The following is a 14,634-nucleotide window of genomic DNA, read 5'->3' as shown; positions in this document are numbered from 1 at the left end:
TAATTTTTACTTAATTAATAAACATAAAAAACCCGCTAACAAGCGGGTTTTTTATAAAGTAAAATAAACAAATTAATGTGTATTAATACCTTTATCTACTAAATCAATTGTTGCAGAAACGACATTTGGTAAACTTTGTAACTGCTCAACAAGCGGTAATAAATTTGTTTTATCACCAGATTTTAAGATATAAAAGTTTTTATAAGCCTGCTTAATCGTCAGGTTATTATCTTTACTAAAAGTATCTAAATCTACATCACCAGCTAGTTTAACAATTATCTCGCCAGTTACATCATATGCTGTAAAGCTATCTGTACTATTAACAACTTCACCAATGACTAAACTTGGGATCTCACCGTGATTAGAAAGAGCACGTTTATTTAAATTTGGCTGTGCTTCTTGTTGATATACAACACCATTAATAGTCACATTTTTTTTAACTAACTTTAATGCTTCTACTGGTGTAATAGAAAGCTTAGATAAATCAGCAACGCTTGGTTGTGATGCTAAAACAGATGTACTTAAAAGGCTACTTACTAAAATTAATAATTTCATGGTTACAACTCCTAATTAATGACCAAATATACGAATAGACCAGTCTTTTAAAACACCAGCAATTTCATTATTTCGGCTATTAAAACCAATTAAGCCAACTTGTTGATTGTATCCTAATGTGTAGCTAGTGCCTTTATCAGTATCTAGTACTTTGATAGTCCAATCACCTTTCGCTTGCTCACCATAAAAATGTGTATTCAGCATAACTGCGTCAGTGTAACCACCTTCATTACCACCTAAGAAACCAGTACGCGCACTCATAAGTATACTACGTGTGCCAGCAGGTGAAATAAGTTCGATAGATAAATCACGTAAACGGCTATGATCTATATTCAGTTTAACTTGAACAGATTCAACAGTCAGATCTGACTCACTAGAAATAACACTTTGTGCACCCACTAAAGAAGCATCAGGGATCTGAGCATCAGCAGTTGTTGTCTGCCAAGGTGTAATTTGTTGTTCAGGTAATGAAACACCTGTGAATAATGCTTTATAAACTGCGGCATCAACATCAACAGCACCTAAACCATAATAGTGATGGAAATTATAACCTGCAGCATTTGTTTGCCATGCTGGTACTGCGTCATAACTAACCACTTCACCAGTTGTATCTTCAAAAGAAAGTGCGACACCAGTATTATCAGCATCTGTTTTACGTGCTGTTGTTGCAAGTAAATGTCGTACTGTACGTGCATCTAAAGCATGGTTTGCTGACATAACTGTTGCAATAGCACCTGATGTGTTTGGCGCTGCAGACGAAGTACCATTCATAGTACCTGTATAATCACAGTTTGGATCAAGTTCTGAGCCGCCATGTAATGCGTTTGCGTGCTCACCTGTAACATTTGAACCACTGTCACATCCCATTAAATCAACAGTTACCATAGCAGGTGCATTTTGACCAAATTCACCACCTGGAGCAGTTAAAAATACACTTGAACCAACTGATGAGTAGGAAGATAACTTACCTTGTGCATTCGTTGCTGAAACAACTAAGTTCCAATAGTTATTGTTATCTGCACTTATATTTGAGCTGTGGAATGGTAAACCATTATTATTAAAAAACTCACGGTTTTCATAAGGTAATACTAAAATAGGCAAACCTTGATAATACGCATTATATGAACCAAAAGAGTTACCAGCAGATTTTACATAAACAGAACCGCGACCCCAGTGGCTATTTTCTGTAATATCTTGCATTACTAAGTTTTGCACTTCTGAAAATGGGTTTGCTACATAATCTAGTTTTTGAGGCGTAGCTGGTGTGCTACCGTAACTTTGGTTAAATACACGAGGATCTGTAAAACGGTCTAACTGACGGAAGTCCTCTGATAAACCATGTGATACAAACCAAGCTGAAACCGTTTGGTTTGATAAGAAATTAAAACCGATTAAATTTGCTAAAGGTGCAACACCACGTCCTCCAATACCATTACCTTCTGTTGCTGCGATTAAACCCGCTACAGAAGTACCATGACCATGTGTATCAGTAGGTGAATCCGTACCATCATCCAAATTAACTGAGCCTGGCACAACATTAGCAACTAAATCTGGATGTGCAATTTCAACACCGGTATCGATAACTGATACTGTTACACCACGACCTTTAATGCCCATCAAATGTGCAAAATCAATATCTAAGTCATTTCCAGCAATACCTGAAGATTGTGAAAAACCACTTTGCCCTGTATTTTGTAGATGCCATTGCTGAGGAGTAAGTGGATCACCTGCTGCTAACACAAAAGTAGAATTCGTTATATCAGCAAAAGCAGTTGCACTGCACAGCGCAATTGTTGTTGCTAGTAACGTTTTTTTAAAAGCCATAATTTCCCCTGAAATTCTTTTTTATTGTTTAGTTCCGCTACAGGAACAAACTCATTAAATCGTGTTAATAATCAGATGTAAATATTACCATTTTGTTAACAGGTATTTTTCTTTGTAAACAATTCAATACACAAAGTACCTTAAACAGAAAAAGAAAATTCTTTAAGCATCTGAATTTATTGAATTAAAAACACAATAAAAAAAACAGCGCTGTCATTTTTATTGTGTAAAGTTTAAAAAACCATTTATTTTGCGGGATTTTACTATCTTACTGTTTTATTTAAAATTATTAGTATAAGTTCATTTTTTATAACTAATTAATATATAAAATTTCAACTTCAGTATAAAAGCAGCTTTTTGTAAGCCCTAGTTATATTTATTGCTAATTCACTAATAAAGCGCTATCTCTAGCGTTTGGGCTAGCAAAAACTTAATTTTAAAATAAAACAAACAAATATTAGTTTTACTTGTTAATTCATCATAAATAACAATTAATTTACCTTATCCAGATTCAAAATCTTGAAACAAGTGATAAAGTGAAACGACAAAAAACACTCTTTAAAGGAACGTAGGCACAAAAATGAAATCATTAATAAAAACAATTTGCCTAAGCGCACTTGCTACAAGTAGCTTAGTTTCTACTTGTGCATTATCTAAAACACAAGTAATTCATGCAGGATCACTTCTAGCCATTCCTGGCCAAGCCCCTTTAAAAAACCAAACTTTAGTGATCACAGATGGTATTATCACAGCGGTTAAAAAAGGCTTTGTTAAGCCAAAAGAAATTTCAAAAAATGCGACTTTAATTGATTTATCATCTAGCTTTGTTTTACCCGGTTTAATGGATATGCATGTACATTTACAAGGTGAGTTCAGCCCTAAAAATGATAGTGAAAAGCTGAGAATGTCAGACGCAGACAAGCTTGTTAAAAGTGCTTATTTTGCTAAAAAAACTTTAATGGCAGGATTTACAACAGTACGTGATTTAGGCGGTAGCCCTGAACAAAGTTTTGCATTAAGAGACGGCATTAAAAAAGGTTACCTTGATGGACCAAGAATTATAGCGGCGGGTAGCAATGTTGCTGTAACGGGTGGTCATGGCGATGTTGATGGTATGAGCCCTGATTTATTAGATATGCATACAGCACAAACTATATGTGATGGACCTTATGATTGTCGCCGTGCAACACGTCGCGCAATAAAATACGGCGCTGATGTCATTAAAATCACATCTACAGGCGGTGTATTGTCAGATACCAATACTGGCACAGGACAACAAATGGCAGATGATGAATTAACCGAAGTTGTCAATGCCGCCCATGCATTAGGTCGAAAAGTAGCAAGTCATGCTCATGCAGCAACAGGCATAAATGCAGCATTGCGCGCTGGGGTAGACAGCATAGAACATGGCAGTTATGCCAATGAAGAAAGCATAAAACTATTCAAACAAACTGGCGCCTATTTAGTGCCAACATTAATGGCTGGCGATACTGTTGTTGGCATGGCAAAAAATAGTGATTTTATGTCGCCAGTGATTGCAGCCAAGGCAATCAGAGTTGGCGGCGATATGATTACTAACTTTAAACGCTCAGTTAACGCCGGGGTAAAAATCGCTTATGGTACCGATAGTGGTGTATCTCGCCACGGCAACAATGCGCGTGAAGCAGTATTAATGTATCAAACAGGCATGAAACCAAATGAAATAATCAAATCAGCAACAATCAATGCTGCTGATTTAATAGGTAAAAGTGACTCACTAGGCACCTTAGAAATAGGAAAAATTGCAGATATTATTGCGGTAGATAATAGCCCGCTTAAAAATATTGAAGCATTATTAGATGTTGATTTTGTAATGAAGTCAGGTCGTATCGTTAAACATAAATAATTTTATTTATTTTCCATACTATGTAAATTCAACTCTAGTACAATCGCACAATTATTGTTGGGCGATTAATCATGAAAAATAAAAACATCATTATGAAACATCGAATAAGAGCTGCAGGTATTATAGTTGTTGATGACAAAATTATGTTACTAAAGCATAAACATGCAAATTATAAATATTGGGCTCCTCCAGGTGGAGGGTTAGAAGAAATTGATACTTCAACAAAAGCAACTGTAAAACGCGAAGTATTTGAAGAGTCGGGCTTAACCGCTGAAGTTGGACCTTTAATGTTTATTCAAGAGTTTTTTGAAAAAAGTAGCAACATTTACCATGTCGAACAATATTATTTAATTAATTCTATTCAAGGTGAAGTAAGCTTAAAAAATATAGCCAACACTCAAAATACAGAACACTTAATCACAGAAATAAAATGGTTTACAAGAGCTGAGTTGCAATCAATAAAAGTATTTCCTGAACAGCTTAAAAACTTACTTTGGGATAAACTAAAAGAGCAACAAATCATCCCTGTCCACTTAGGTGTTGAAGTCGCTGATTAGCAAAAGTGATATCTCAATGAGCAATTTAATCATTCAACTTTGTAATATGCCAAAGCTCTCCTGAAGGTCCCCATAAATAAATGACTTTCCCCCAAGGCTCAGACTTTATTGGTTCATATTTAATATCAAATCCTTCAATATTAGATATTTGATTAAATACATCATTTATATCCAATACGATTAGCTGCACCATTGGATTATTTGCAAGTTCAGCATTGTAAAACCTCTGAAGAAAAAAACTGCACTCGCCATTTTCCAGTAAAGATAAATCATCCGTTATAAAGGTAAGCGTAAACCCAAGTTTTTGATAAAATCATTGAGAAACATCATAATTTTTACATGGTAAAAATACTCTTATATCATCTACTTTCATTAAACATTACTCCTTATTGCTCTGTTAATGTGTCTTAAATACGACAGCGTTCTTCCGCCAAATGACCTTCTAATTATATTAAAACTGTTTATAATATTATAACGGCAAGCATGTCTTCATCATCTTCATCCATGCCTGTTTCATTAAAGCCAAAACTGGAATAAAAAGACTTAGCAACTGGGTTTTTAGGGTTATAACAAATCTCTATTTCTGTTAATCCTGAGACTTGTTTAATTTCATTTAGAGCCAAATTAAGTGCTTTTCGTCCTATGCCCTTTTGTTGATATTTATGATCGATCATAAATCGCCAAATCGATATTTTTTCTGAGGTTTCAAGTACCCACATAAAAAAACCAACCGCTTTATCATCTAAATAAATGGCGCGAGTTTCATATCCATCATTAAATTGAGCCTCAACTAACGACCACATATTACAGGCCACGTAATCGTTTTGCTCTTCTAATACATCAAGCTCGCAAACCGCTTCATAATTTTCTTTTGTGACAGTACTAAGCTTTATACTCACACTTATTCCTTTAAATTTAAAATATAATAGGTACTAGCCATATATGTTATCTATCCATCAATTTTTCAATAGATTTTTTAATTAAACTTTAAACTACATAACTCACGTAAACCTATGTTGTGGCGAGACATCAATAATTATTTAACGCGCCTTACAAATTACCTTATTCTATAAATTTCCTACTAGCTAAAATTAAAACAAAATCAGTTTAAAATAGCATCGCGGTAAATTTAATCACTTTTAAAGTGTGTTATTGCAAAAAATAAATTAATTAAAATAGTTAAATACAGATTATTAATTTCTTCAAAGTATTTTGAATACTAACTAGTCAGCTTGGCTATATAAAGTTAAAAATAGACTCTAGCCAATTTAAAATGCAGTAATAGGCAACAATATTTATTGCCACAAGTTGTTCTCTATTAAAAACTTATGCACAGATTCAGTGGGTAACTTTTGTATAACTCGTTTAAAACAATGTTACAAAGCCCATTTATAAAGAACTTTATACTTTATAATTTCAGAGCTAAATAATAACGATTTTATTAAAAGTTTCATTATTAGATGAATTTTCGTCAATAACATATGAAATGAGACGATCTAATTGCTGTCTAAATTTTCAACTCTGCTAAATTATTCTTAGACTCATCCAGTTTTAGCCACGATGTGACATTTTGATATAACTTCCTAACATTAATTAGTTTTTTTTACCTAAGTGGTATTAAGTTCATTATCAGTTTCTAACCGCCAACCTGTTTATGTATGCTTAACAAATTAAAATGTATTCAAAAATTCAACATTATTTTTAAGGAAGTATTTTCCATTTAAAATTCGACCTAGCTATTAATGTCATATAGGTCGAAAATAACATAAATTAAGACTAGTTAAGTGAGTTAAATAATGTGCGGTAGGCTAAATGCCATTTTTGATAGTGAAGTTCGCGGACTATATACCAGCTTACAAATCAATAAAATTATTGATAGGCCGATTGATAGCCGCTTTCAATCAGCTGCAAAAGAAGTGTCTATTGTGAGAAATATTGGGCAACAGCGCCGAGTGGAAAACGCTACTTGGTGGCTATTATTAGATCAAACCGATACAGGGTTTAAACCATCCAAATTTACATCATTTAATACCAGATACGACAAGTTAAACACACCAAACAGTGCAGGGTTTCAAGCATACAAAAATTCTCGTTGTATATTAACTGTTAAGGGATTTGGTGAAACAGAATTTGAAAATAAAAAGCCGATTCACTATTACGACATGCAAGCAGAAAAAGGCGGTTTATTATTAGGAGGGCTTTATAAAGAGTGGCGCCATAATATTACTGGCGAAACTAAATTAAGTTGTTCAGTGATCACTTTACCACCTCACTCAAAATTGAAACATATTCACAGTAAAGCCATGCCGCTTATTTTACCTCAAGATCAAAACCTTATTAATGCTTGGTTAAATCCTGAATTTAATGATACTTCACAATTTGAGCCTTTGTTATCCCCTCATATACCAACTAATTTAATTGCGCAACAAATAGATAAACCAGCGCGTTACAATGCATTTGGCTCACCACAACTCATAATAAAAGACGAGAATTTATTTTAAAAATTCCCGTTTTTAAACTTAAAGCACAATATATTAGAGTTTAACAGCAACTGTGCCGGCATCAGGCCTGCGAGGATCTGATACGCCATAAAACAAACCATTATCAAACATAATAGATTGCACACTACCCATCGTTTTACCTTGCTTAATATTTTGTCCTTTACCTTGTAATAATTTTAAAGTGTCAGGGCTAAACCCAGGTTCTAGCTCTAATCTATCAGGTAACCATTGATGATGCACTCTAGGCGCATGAACTGCAGTAGCAATGTTCATATCATGATCCATGACATTAATTAAAACCTGTAAAACAGTTGTAATAATGCGGCTACCACCTGGACTACCTGTAACTACATAAGGTTTATCATCTTTAAAAATCATAGTCGGTGTCATTGAGCTAAGTGGACGTTTATATGGCGCAATTGAATTCGCTTCGCCGCCAATTAAGCCAAAACCATTTGGCACACCAGGTTTTGAAGAAAAGTCATCCATTTCGTTATTCATCAATATGCCAGTGCCAGGGATCACAATGCCAGAGCCATATGAAAAATTAAGCGTATAAGTGTTTGATACCGCATTGCCATATTTATCCATTACAGAGAAATGTGTTGTATCTGGGCTCTCATAAGGTGCTGGATTACCTGGTTTTATCTCACTTGAAGGTTTAGCTTTTGAAAGTGAAATTTTATTTGCTAACTCTTTTGCGTAAAGCTTACTAGTGATACCTTTAATTGGCACATCAAAGTGATCGGGATCTCCCAAATACTCACTTCTATCTGCGTAAGCGAGCTTCATTACTTCAGATAATAAATGTGTTGCATCAGCACTGCCATACCCCATTTCCTTTATAGGAAAATGTTCCAGAATATTAAGCATTTGAGCTACGTGTACACCACCTGAGCTTGTTGGTGGCATAGAAGCAACTTGGTAACCATTATAAGTTGTTGTGATCGCTTCTCTTTGAGCTACTTTGTAGCTTTTCATGTCATCAAGCGTGATTAAACCACCGTTTTTAGCCATATCTTTTACAATACGTTTGGCAATTTCACCCTGATAAAACTCTGATGGCCCTTTTTCAGCAAGGCGTTTCAAAGTCCAAGCAAGGTCTGATTGCACTAAGGTTTCACCTACTTGGTAAGCATCGCCACCCGCTTTAAAATATGCCTCGGCAGTTGCTTTGTTTGAAGTAAGCCAAGCTTTACGGCTTTTCAGGTTTTCGGATAGATCATATGATACCAAAATACCTTGTTCAGCGAGTTTTATTGCAGGTGTGACTACTTGCTTCCAGCTCATAGTGCCATACTTTTCTAAAGCATATGACAAACCTGCAACAGTACCTGGTACACCCGATGATAAATGACTAAAACGTGCTTTTTTATTATCTACATCGCCGTCTTTATCTAAAAACATATCTCTATGTGCTTTTTTAGGTGCCATTTCGCGATAATCGATTGCTATCGTTTTATCTTCTTCAGCAATATACGCAAGCATAAAGCCACCACCACCTAAGTTCCCCGCTCTTGGTAATGCCACAGCCAAAGCAATACCTGTTGCAACTGCAGCATCAATTGCATTTCCACCTTGCGCTAATATCTGTGCACCAATTTCACTTGCGAGCATACGTTGGCTTGAAACCATGCCATCTTCCCCGATAACAGGATGATGTATAGTGTCATATCGAATAATTGCTGCGCTATCATCAATATGACTTTTTGTTGCTGCACTTAACTGACTTGCACTCATTACTAATAGCGCACTTAATGCTATTTTTTTAACTAAGAGGCGTTTTTGTTGTACCATTTATACTTATCCTACTTGAAACACATATTTATAATTTTTTTTAAGCCCAATTTTTAAACATTTAAACCACTGAATACTTTGCACTTAAAATTCGTATTTGATTAATAAATTTACATTGCAATAAGAACAATGCCAGTTAAACAAATTAACTTACCGGCATATAAAATCTATTTCAAATTTATAAGACAATCATAACCTAAGTGTATAGGTTACATTGGGAAACAGAGCTAAATGCGTTTATAACATTTTAGTTAAATACTGAGATGCGTGCCCTTTTGGTCTATCAGGCAAAGTGGCTACATGTTCATAACCAGCCTTTTCATAAAAAGGTTTTGCTTGCCAGCTTGTAGTTTCTACAAATGCTTTTTCACAGCCGTTTTCGATGGCAAACAGCTCTGCTTGTTTTACAAGTTTATTAACTATGCCTTGCCCTCTGCAGGATTTTGAAAGCCATAATACTTCTATATGCAATGTATTCCAGTAACAGGTACAACGTACTCCACCTATTACTTCATTCATATCATTTCGAGCAAATACTGAAAAGTTAACTTCAGCTTGATTTGGCTCAAGATCTGCAATTGCTTTTTTATTAAACTCAATAATACCTTGCTTATAGTTTTTGCGTCTTCTTTTGAAGCCGATGTGGTTAATTCTATTTTCATTTTTTACTTCTCAAATAATTTTTAAAAATGATTATAAAAAGAATTAAAAATCAAAATAGATACAGAAATATAAAATAAAAACCAATACAGATTGATTTTTTCACACCTTGATTAAACAAAGTCTATGTAAGCTACTTTGCAAGAATGGCATTCCCTTTTAATAAGTTGGAACGCAGAGAGTAAGTTCCTGTGAAATGCCTAAAAGGTTGGTTTAAAAATGATTTATGCTGCGTTATTGATTTTAAGAAGGGAGATACCATTATCTGCAATCAAAGCCTTGCCCTGCTCCATTGCAGCTTCAAAATAGCTATCTAACCTAGTTGTTTTAAGCTTAACGGTTTTTGTATTGAGTTTTACATGCCATGTATGTGATTCATCTTGACCAAATACCTAATGCAAATGTGCAGCTAAACCAATTAAAGGATGACCAGCAAAGTAATAAAAGATGGTTAATCCATTTCCTGAAAGCTTTTCTTTGGCAAAAACATCTACTAACTTGCACTTCATTTGAATGTCCTTTTCTAAATAGAGATTAAAATTTAAAGTTCGAGAGAGAATTTAATACTCGGTGTATCGTAACCAGCTAACTTACTTTCACCTAATTCACTAAAGCCAAGTTTTTTTAATACATTCATAGAATCTGTATTATCTAAAGTGGTATAACCAAGAATATGAGTCAGTTTTATTTCATTTTTTGCAAATGCCAGCACTGCCTTTGCAGCTTCAAGCACATACCCTTGCTTATGATAATCACTCATAAGTGCATAGCCTAAATCGATGTCATCAGTATTGTCTCGCTTCATTAGTCCACAAGAACCAATAGGCGTATTAGAGTCTTTCAATACGATTAAAAACATGCCAAAGCCATTTTCTTGATAGCTTTTTATTGGCCCATTAATAAGGAATTGCTTGGCATCTTCTAGAGTATAAATTTTCTTATCCGCGATATTTTTTATAAATAATGGTTCGTTATAATGTTGTAAAATAAACTCACTATCTTCTATAGCTTTCTCTCTGATTATTAACCTGTCTGATGTGGTAATTATTTTACTCATCAAATATTCCTTTTTTATAGATATTATTATTTTGCCACTGGGGTTCACCATATAACATGGTGAACCAAACAAATAATGAAATATATTGATTTTATATGAATTGAATTAATACGAATAAGGATATTTAAAATTGTATTGATAAGAACAAAATTTAAATTATAGAGTTGGCGCGATTTTTATATGCCAACCCTATTAAAGAGAGGATCAAAATTTAAGACTGACAGCATTGATCGCCATAATAATTGTTAGGGTAATTACATTGGCTTACTTGTTGTTTTTCAGTCTTTTCTGTAAAGATTGATTTAATGTTATTTAATAGTGTTTTCATATTATTTACCTAGGATATTTAAGACAAAACCAGTGTGCTGTATTTTTCTGATTTATTAAATCAAGTTAATTTGAAGATAGCATTCTAAAAAACTGAACCTACAAATTTCAGTTTTTTAAACCACACTTTTCAGATAGTTGTTCCGTAAAAATACTTTGTAATAACGTTAATTCTTTCGTTCTCACATAATTTGGCCTGATCACTAAAGCGATTGTTCTATGTGGTCCTGGTTCATTTAAGTGTATCGCTCGCAGTTCTGATTCATTATAAGTAAGTTGATCTAATGCCATTTGTGGCACTAAGGTAGTACCTAATTTACCTGCAACCATTTGAATTAAAGTATGTAAACTGGCGGAATCAAAATCAGACTCTTGATTTTTATTTTGTAAACTACATGCGGCTAATGCGTGCTCTTTTAAGCAGTGCCCGTCTTTTAATAACATTAATTTATCAATTTCTAACTCTTCATTGGTGATCTCTTGCACTTTACTTGGGCATTCATCTTTGTGACACACCCAATAAAAATCTTCTCGCCAAAAGTCAAAGCTCATCAAACCCTCAATTGGATAAGGCAATGCTAAAATAGCCGCATCAAGCTCGCCATTGCGAACCATATCCACCAGCACATGAGATTGTTCTTCAATTATTTTAAGTTTAAATTCAGGGTATTTAGCACGTACTTCAGGCAAAACTTTTGGTAGTAAATATGGCCCTATTGTTGGGATCACGCCGATACTCATAGGCGCAGAAAATGCTTTTTTGCTGATCTGAGGGATTTGCAATAATTCATCTAATTCTATTTTTACTTTTCGTGCTTTATCTAGAATCAACTTGCCTTCATTGGTGATTAAAACTTGCTTGTTATTTCGCTCAAAAATGGTGATATCTAACTGTTTTTCCAGTTCATTGATTGCTGTACTTAAAGCCGATTGCGATACGTTGCACGCTTCTGCCGCTTTTTTAAAGTGCAGCGTTTTTTCAATCGCTAATGCATAGTGTAATTGTTTTAATGAAATCATAATTTTATGGTGTTTCTTAATACCGTTTCAAAGAGTTTAATCAGTAAGTCATCATAGTGCACTATTAAAAAATCGAACGTTATCTTCTATTTTATCAATTATAAAAGCGACACCTTTACTTCTAAGATTTATATCAATCAAAATTAATGATGTATCTGAGGTAAAACAATGTTAAAAAAATCACTCCCTATCGCAGCTGCTATCTCTGTTGCCCTCTCATCTATGATGATTTCTCCAGCAGCAGTAGCGACTACTGAAGCAAAAACCAATCAATTTTGGTGGCCTGAGCAACTAAACTTAAGCCCGCTTCGCCAACACAGTGTCGAATCAAATCCTTATGGCGAACAATTCAATTATGCTAAAGAGTTTGCAACGCTTGATTTAAAACAATTAAAAAAAGACATTCAGACAACACTGACAGATTCAAAAACCTGGTGGCCCGCTGATTGGGGGCATTATGGCCCATTAATGATCCGAATGGCCTGGCATAGTGCTGGGGTTTATCGTGTTCATGATGGTCGTGGTGGCGCATCTGGTGGACAACAAAGGTTTGACCCGCTTAATAGCTGGCCAGATAATGCCAATTTAGATAAGGCACGTCGATTATTATGGCCTGTAAAACAAAAGTACGGTCGTAAAATATCTTGGGCCGATTTAATGGTACTGTCAGGCAATGTCGCCCTTGAATCTATGGGTTTTAAAACCTTTGGTTTTGCCGGTGGCAGAGCCGATGATTGGGAGCCAGATCTAGTTTACTGGGGCCCTGAAACAAAAATGCTATCAGATAAACGCCGCGATAAAAAAGGCAAATTAAAAGGCCCACTTGCAGCCGTTGAAATGGGTTTAATTTATGTTAATCCTGAAGGCCCACATGGCAAACCAGACCCATTATTAGCAGCAAATGACATTAGAATGTCATTTGCTCGCATGGCGATGAATGATGAAGAAATAGTCGCTTTAATTGCTGGCGGTCATACTTTAGGTAAAGCACATGGCGCTAAAAAGCCAAATAAGTGTGTTGGTGCCGAGCCCGCTGCAGCCAATATTGAATCGCAAGGTTTAGGTTGGAAAAATAAATGTGGTACAGGTGTTGGTGCTGATACCATAACAAGCGGTTTAGAAGGCGCTTGGACAGTCACACCAACACAATGGTCATCTAATTATTTAGATAACCTAATGAACTTTAATTGGGTATTAACTAAAAGCCCAGCAGGCGCTAAACAGTGGTTCCCAGATAACAAAGCTGCCGCCAACTTAGTACCTGATGCGCATATTCCAAATAAGCGTAATGCACCTATTATGTTTACTACCGATATCGCATTAAAAGAAGACCCCGAATTTAGAAAAATCGTTTTACGTTTTCAAAAAGACCCTTCTGAATTTGATAAAGCATTTGCCAAAGCATGGTTTAAATTAACCCACCGTGATATGGGCCCTCGTGCTAGATATGTTGGCACAGAAGTACCAAGTGAAGTTTTATCTTGGCAAGATCCTATTCCAAGCATTGATCATAAACTTATCACCAAAAAAGATATTAATAGTCTTAAAAAGCAAATTTTAAGCTCTGGCATAGATAATTCAGAACTGGTAAAAATAGCATGGGCTGCCGCTTCTAGCCATCGAATAACCGATATGCGAGGTGGTGCAAATGGTGCGCGTATAAATCTTGCTCCACAAAATACTTGGGCTGTAAATAACCCTAAGCAGTTAAAAACAGTACTAACAAAACTCAAATCAATCCAAGCTAAGTTCAATAAAAGATCGTCAAATAAACAGATTTCACTTGCTGATTTAATTGTTTTAAGTGGTGCTTCTGCAATTGAAAATGCAGCCAAACAGGCTGGCCATAACATTACAGTACCATTTACACCGGGACGTGCTGATGCGACACAAGCTCAAACTGATGTTAAATCATTTAACTATTTAAAACCGACAGCCGATGGTTTTAGAAATTACTATTCTGATGAAAGTTACATGTCACCAGCAGAAATGTTAATTGATAAAGCAAATACGCTTGGTTTAAACGTGCCAGAAATGACAGTGCTGGTTGGTGGTATGCGCGTGTTAAATGCAAACTATGATGGTTCGGCATTAGGTGTATTTACTAACAAACCGGGTGTGTTAACCAATGATTTTTTTGTAAACTTATTAGACATGTCTACCATATGGACAAAAGATAATATACCTGGCATTTATTTAGGGCGTGATCGTGCTTCGGGTAAACTTAAGTTTCAAGCAACGCCAGTTGATCTCATATTTGGTTCAAACACTGAACTCAGAGCAATAGCTGAAGTATATGCATCAGATGACGCTAATAAAAAGTTTGTAAATGACTTTGTAGCCGCTTGGGTTAAAGTCATGCAACTAGATAGATTTGATTTAAAGTAAATTCAGTTAGCCTTTTTCTCCCCTCGAAAATAGCGAAAAAAGATTCAATAGACTCGATTGCCT

At 35.1% G+C, this 14,634-nt stretch carries 12 protein-coding genes; 4 read left to right on the top strand and 8 right to left on the bottom strand.

Annotated features, from left to right (window positions below):
- Positions 1-72: 72 nt before the first annotated feature.
- Both PSA_RS21095 and PSA_RS21090 read right to left on the bottom strand, forming a co-directional pair.
- Positions 73-555 (bottom strand): hypothetical protein, encoded by a 483-nt coding sequence (locus PSA_RS21095; RefSeq protein ID WP_052379860.1) that lies wholly within the window; start codon positions 553-555, stop codon positions 73-75.
- A gap of 15 nt (positions 556-570) precedes the next feature.
- Complete coding sequence (locus PSA_RS21090) at positions 571-2,379, bottom strand: S8 family serine peptidase (RefSeq protein ID WP_042143507.1); 1,809 nt, start codon at positions 2,377-2,379, stop codon at positions 571-573.
- 580 nt (positions 2,380-2,959) lie between these two features.
- Between PSA_RS21090 and PSA_RS21085 the strand changes: the two genes are divergently transcribed.
- Together PSA_RS21085 and PSA_RS21080 are read left to right on the top strand one after the other, a co-directional pair.
- Complete coding sequence (locus tag PSA_RS21085; RefSeq protein ID WP_042143510.1) at positions 2,960-4,264, top strand: amidohydrolase family protein; 1,305 nt, start codon at positions 2,960-2,962, stop codon at positions 4,262-4,264.
- Between the two features lie 71 nt (positions 4,265-4,335).
- Positions 4,336-4,821: an NUDIX domain-containing protein gene (locus PSA_RS21080; protein WP_052379861.1), complete on the top strand. Its 486-nt coding sequence runs from the start codon at positions 4,336-4,338 to the stop codon at positions 4,819-4,821.
- A 25-nt stretch (positions 4,822-4,846) separates the two neighbouring features.
- Here the strand turns inward: PSA_RS21080 and PSA_RS27365 are convergent, their stop codons facing one another.
- Entirely contained in the window at positions 4,847-5,014 is a 168-nt protein-coding gene (locus PSA_RS27365; RefSeq protein WP_371257866.1) for a hypothetical protein, read from the bottom strand.
- A 268-nt stretch (positions 5,015-5,282) separates the two neighbouring features.
- Positions 5,283-5,720, bottom strand: coding sequence for an N-acetyltransferase (locus tag PSA_RS21070; protein WP_042143513.1), 438 nt, complete (start codon positions 5,718-5,720; stop codon positions 5,283-5,285).
- 897 nt (positions 5,721-6,617) lie between these two features.
- Here PSA_RS21070 and PSA_RS21065 point away from each other — a divergent pair.
- Complete coding sequence (locus tag PSA_RS21065) at positions 6,618-7,322, top strand: SOS response-associated peptidase family protein (protein WP_042143516.1); 705 nt, start codon at positions 6,618-6,620, stop codon at positions 7,320-7,322.
- A 33-nt stretch (positions 7,323-7,355) separates the two neighbouring features.
- Here the strand turns inward: PSA_RS21065 and ggt are convergent, their stop codons facing one another.
- From ggt to PSA_RS21045, 4 genes are all read right to left on the bottom strand, one after another.
- Positions 7,356-9,119: a gamma-glutamyltransferase gene (gene ggt, locus PSA_RS21060; protein WP_042143519.1), complete on the bottom strand. Its 1,764-nt coding sequence runs from the start codon at positions 9,117-9,119 to the stop codon at positions 7,356-7,358.
- Between the two features lie 237 nt (positions 9,120-9,356).
- Positions 9,357-9,719: a GNAT family N-acetyltransferase gene (locus PSA_RS21055; RefSeq protein WP_269432882.1), complete on the bottom strand. Its 363-nt coding sequence runs from the start codon at positions 9,717-9,719 to the stop codon at positions 9,357-9,359.
- Positions 9,720-10,320: 601 nt separating this feature from the next.
- Positions 10,321-10,836 (bottom strand): GNAT family N-acetyltransferase, encoded by a 516-nt coding sequence (locus PSA_RS21050; protein WP_042143521.1) that lies wholly within the window; start codon positions 10,834-10,836, stop codon positions 10,321-10,323.
- Between the two features lie 435 nt (positions 10,837-11,271).
- The gene (locus PSA_RS21045; protein ID WP_042143523.1) at positions 11,272-12,183 is read right to left on the bottom strand and encodes a hydrogen peroxide-inducible genes activator; all 912 of its coding nucleotides are present in this window, start codon (positions 12,181-12,183) and stop codon (positions 11,272-11,274) included.
- Positions 12,184-12,351: 168 nt separating this feature from the next.
- Here PSA_RS21045 and katG point away from each other — a divergent pair, with 168 nt between their 5' ends.
- On the top strand, positions 12,352-14,571 hold the full coding sequence (katG, locus tag PSA_RS21040) for a catalase/peroxidase HPI (RefSeq protein ID WP_042143525.1): 2,220 nt from the start codon (positions 12,352-12,354) through the stop codon (positions 14,569-14,571).
- Positions 14,572-14,634 lie beyond the last annotated feature (63 nt).

The sequence above is a fragment of the Pseudoalteromonas sp. '520P1 No. 423' genome, assembly GCF_001269985.1.
Lineage (GTDB): Bacteria > Pseudomonadota > Gammaproteobacteria > Enterobacterales > Alteromonadaceae > Pseudoalteromonas.
Note: the sequence above shows the minus strand (reverse complement) of the source record. Positions and strands in the feature narration are given on the sequence as shown.

Excerpts from the sequence above, each read along its gene's own strand:
- PSA_RS21095 (WP_052379860.1), bottom strand. The coding sequence starts at position 555 with ATGAAATTATTAATTTTAGTAAGTAGCCTTTTAAGTACATCTGTTTTA.
- PSA_RS21090 (WP_042143507.1), bottom strand. The coding sequence starts at position 2,379 with ATGGCTTTTAAAAAAACGTTACTAGCAACAACAATTGCGCTGTGCAGT.
- PSA_RS21085 (WP_042143510.1), top strand. The coding sequence starts at position 2,960 with ATGAAATCATTAATAAAAACAATTTGCCTAAGCGCACTTGCTACAAGT.
- PSA_RS21080 (WP_052379861.1), top strand. The coding sequence starts at position 4,336 with ATGAAAAATAAAAACATCATTATGAAACATCGAATAAGAGCTGCAGGT.
- PSA_RS27365 (WP_371257866.1), bottom strand. The coding sequence starts at position 5,014 with ATGGTGCAGCTAATCGTATTGGATATAAATGATGTATTTAATCAAATA.
- PSA_RS21065 (WP_042143516.1), top strand. The coding sequence starts at position 6,618 with ATGTGCGGTAGGCTAAATGCCATTTTTGATAGTGAAGTTCGCGGACTA.
- ggt (WP_042143519.1), bottom strand. The coding sequence starts at position 9,119 with ATGGTACAACAAAAACGCCTCTTAGTTAAAAAAATAGCATTAAGTGCG.
- PSA_RS21050 (WP_042143521.1), bottom strand. The coding sequence starts at position 10,836 with ATGAGTAAAATAATTACCACATCAGACAGGTTAATAATCAGAGAGAAA.
- PSA_RS21045 (WP_042143523.1), bottom strand. The coding sequence starts at position 12,183 with ATGATTTCATTAAAACAATTACACTATGCATTAGCGATTGAAAAAACG.
- katG (WP_042143525.1), top strand. The coding sequence starts at position 12,352 with ATGTTAAAAAAATCACTCCCTATCGCAGCTGCTATCTCTGTTGCCCTC.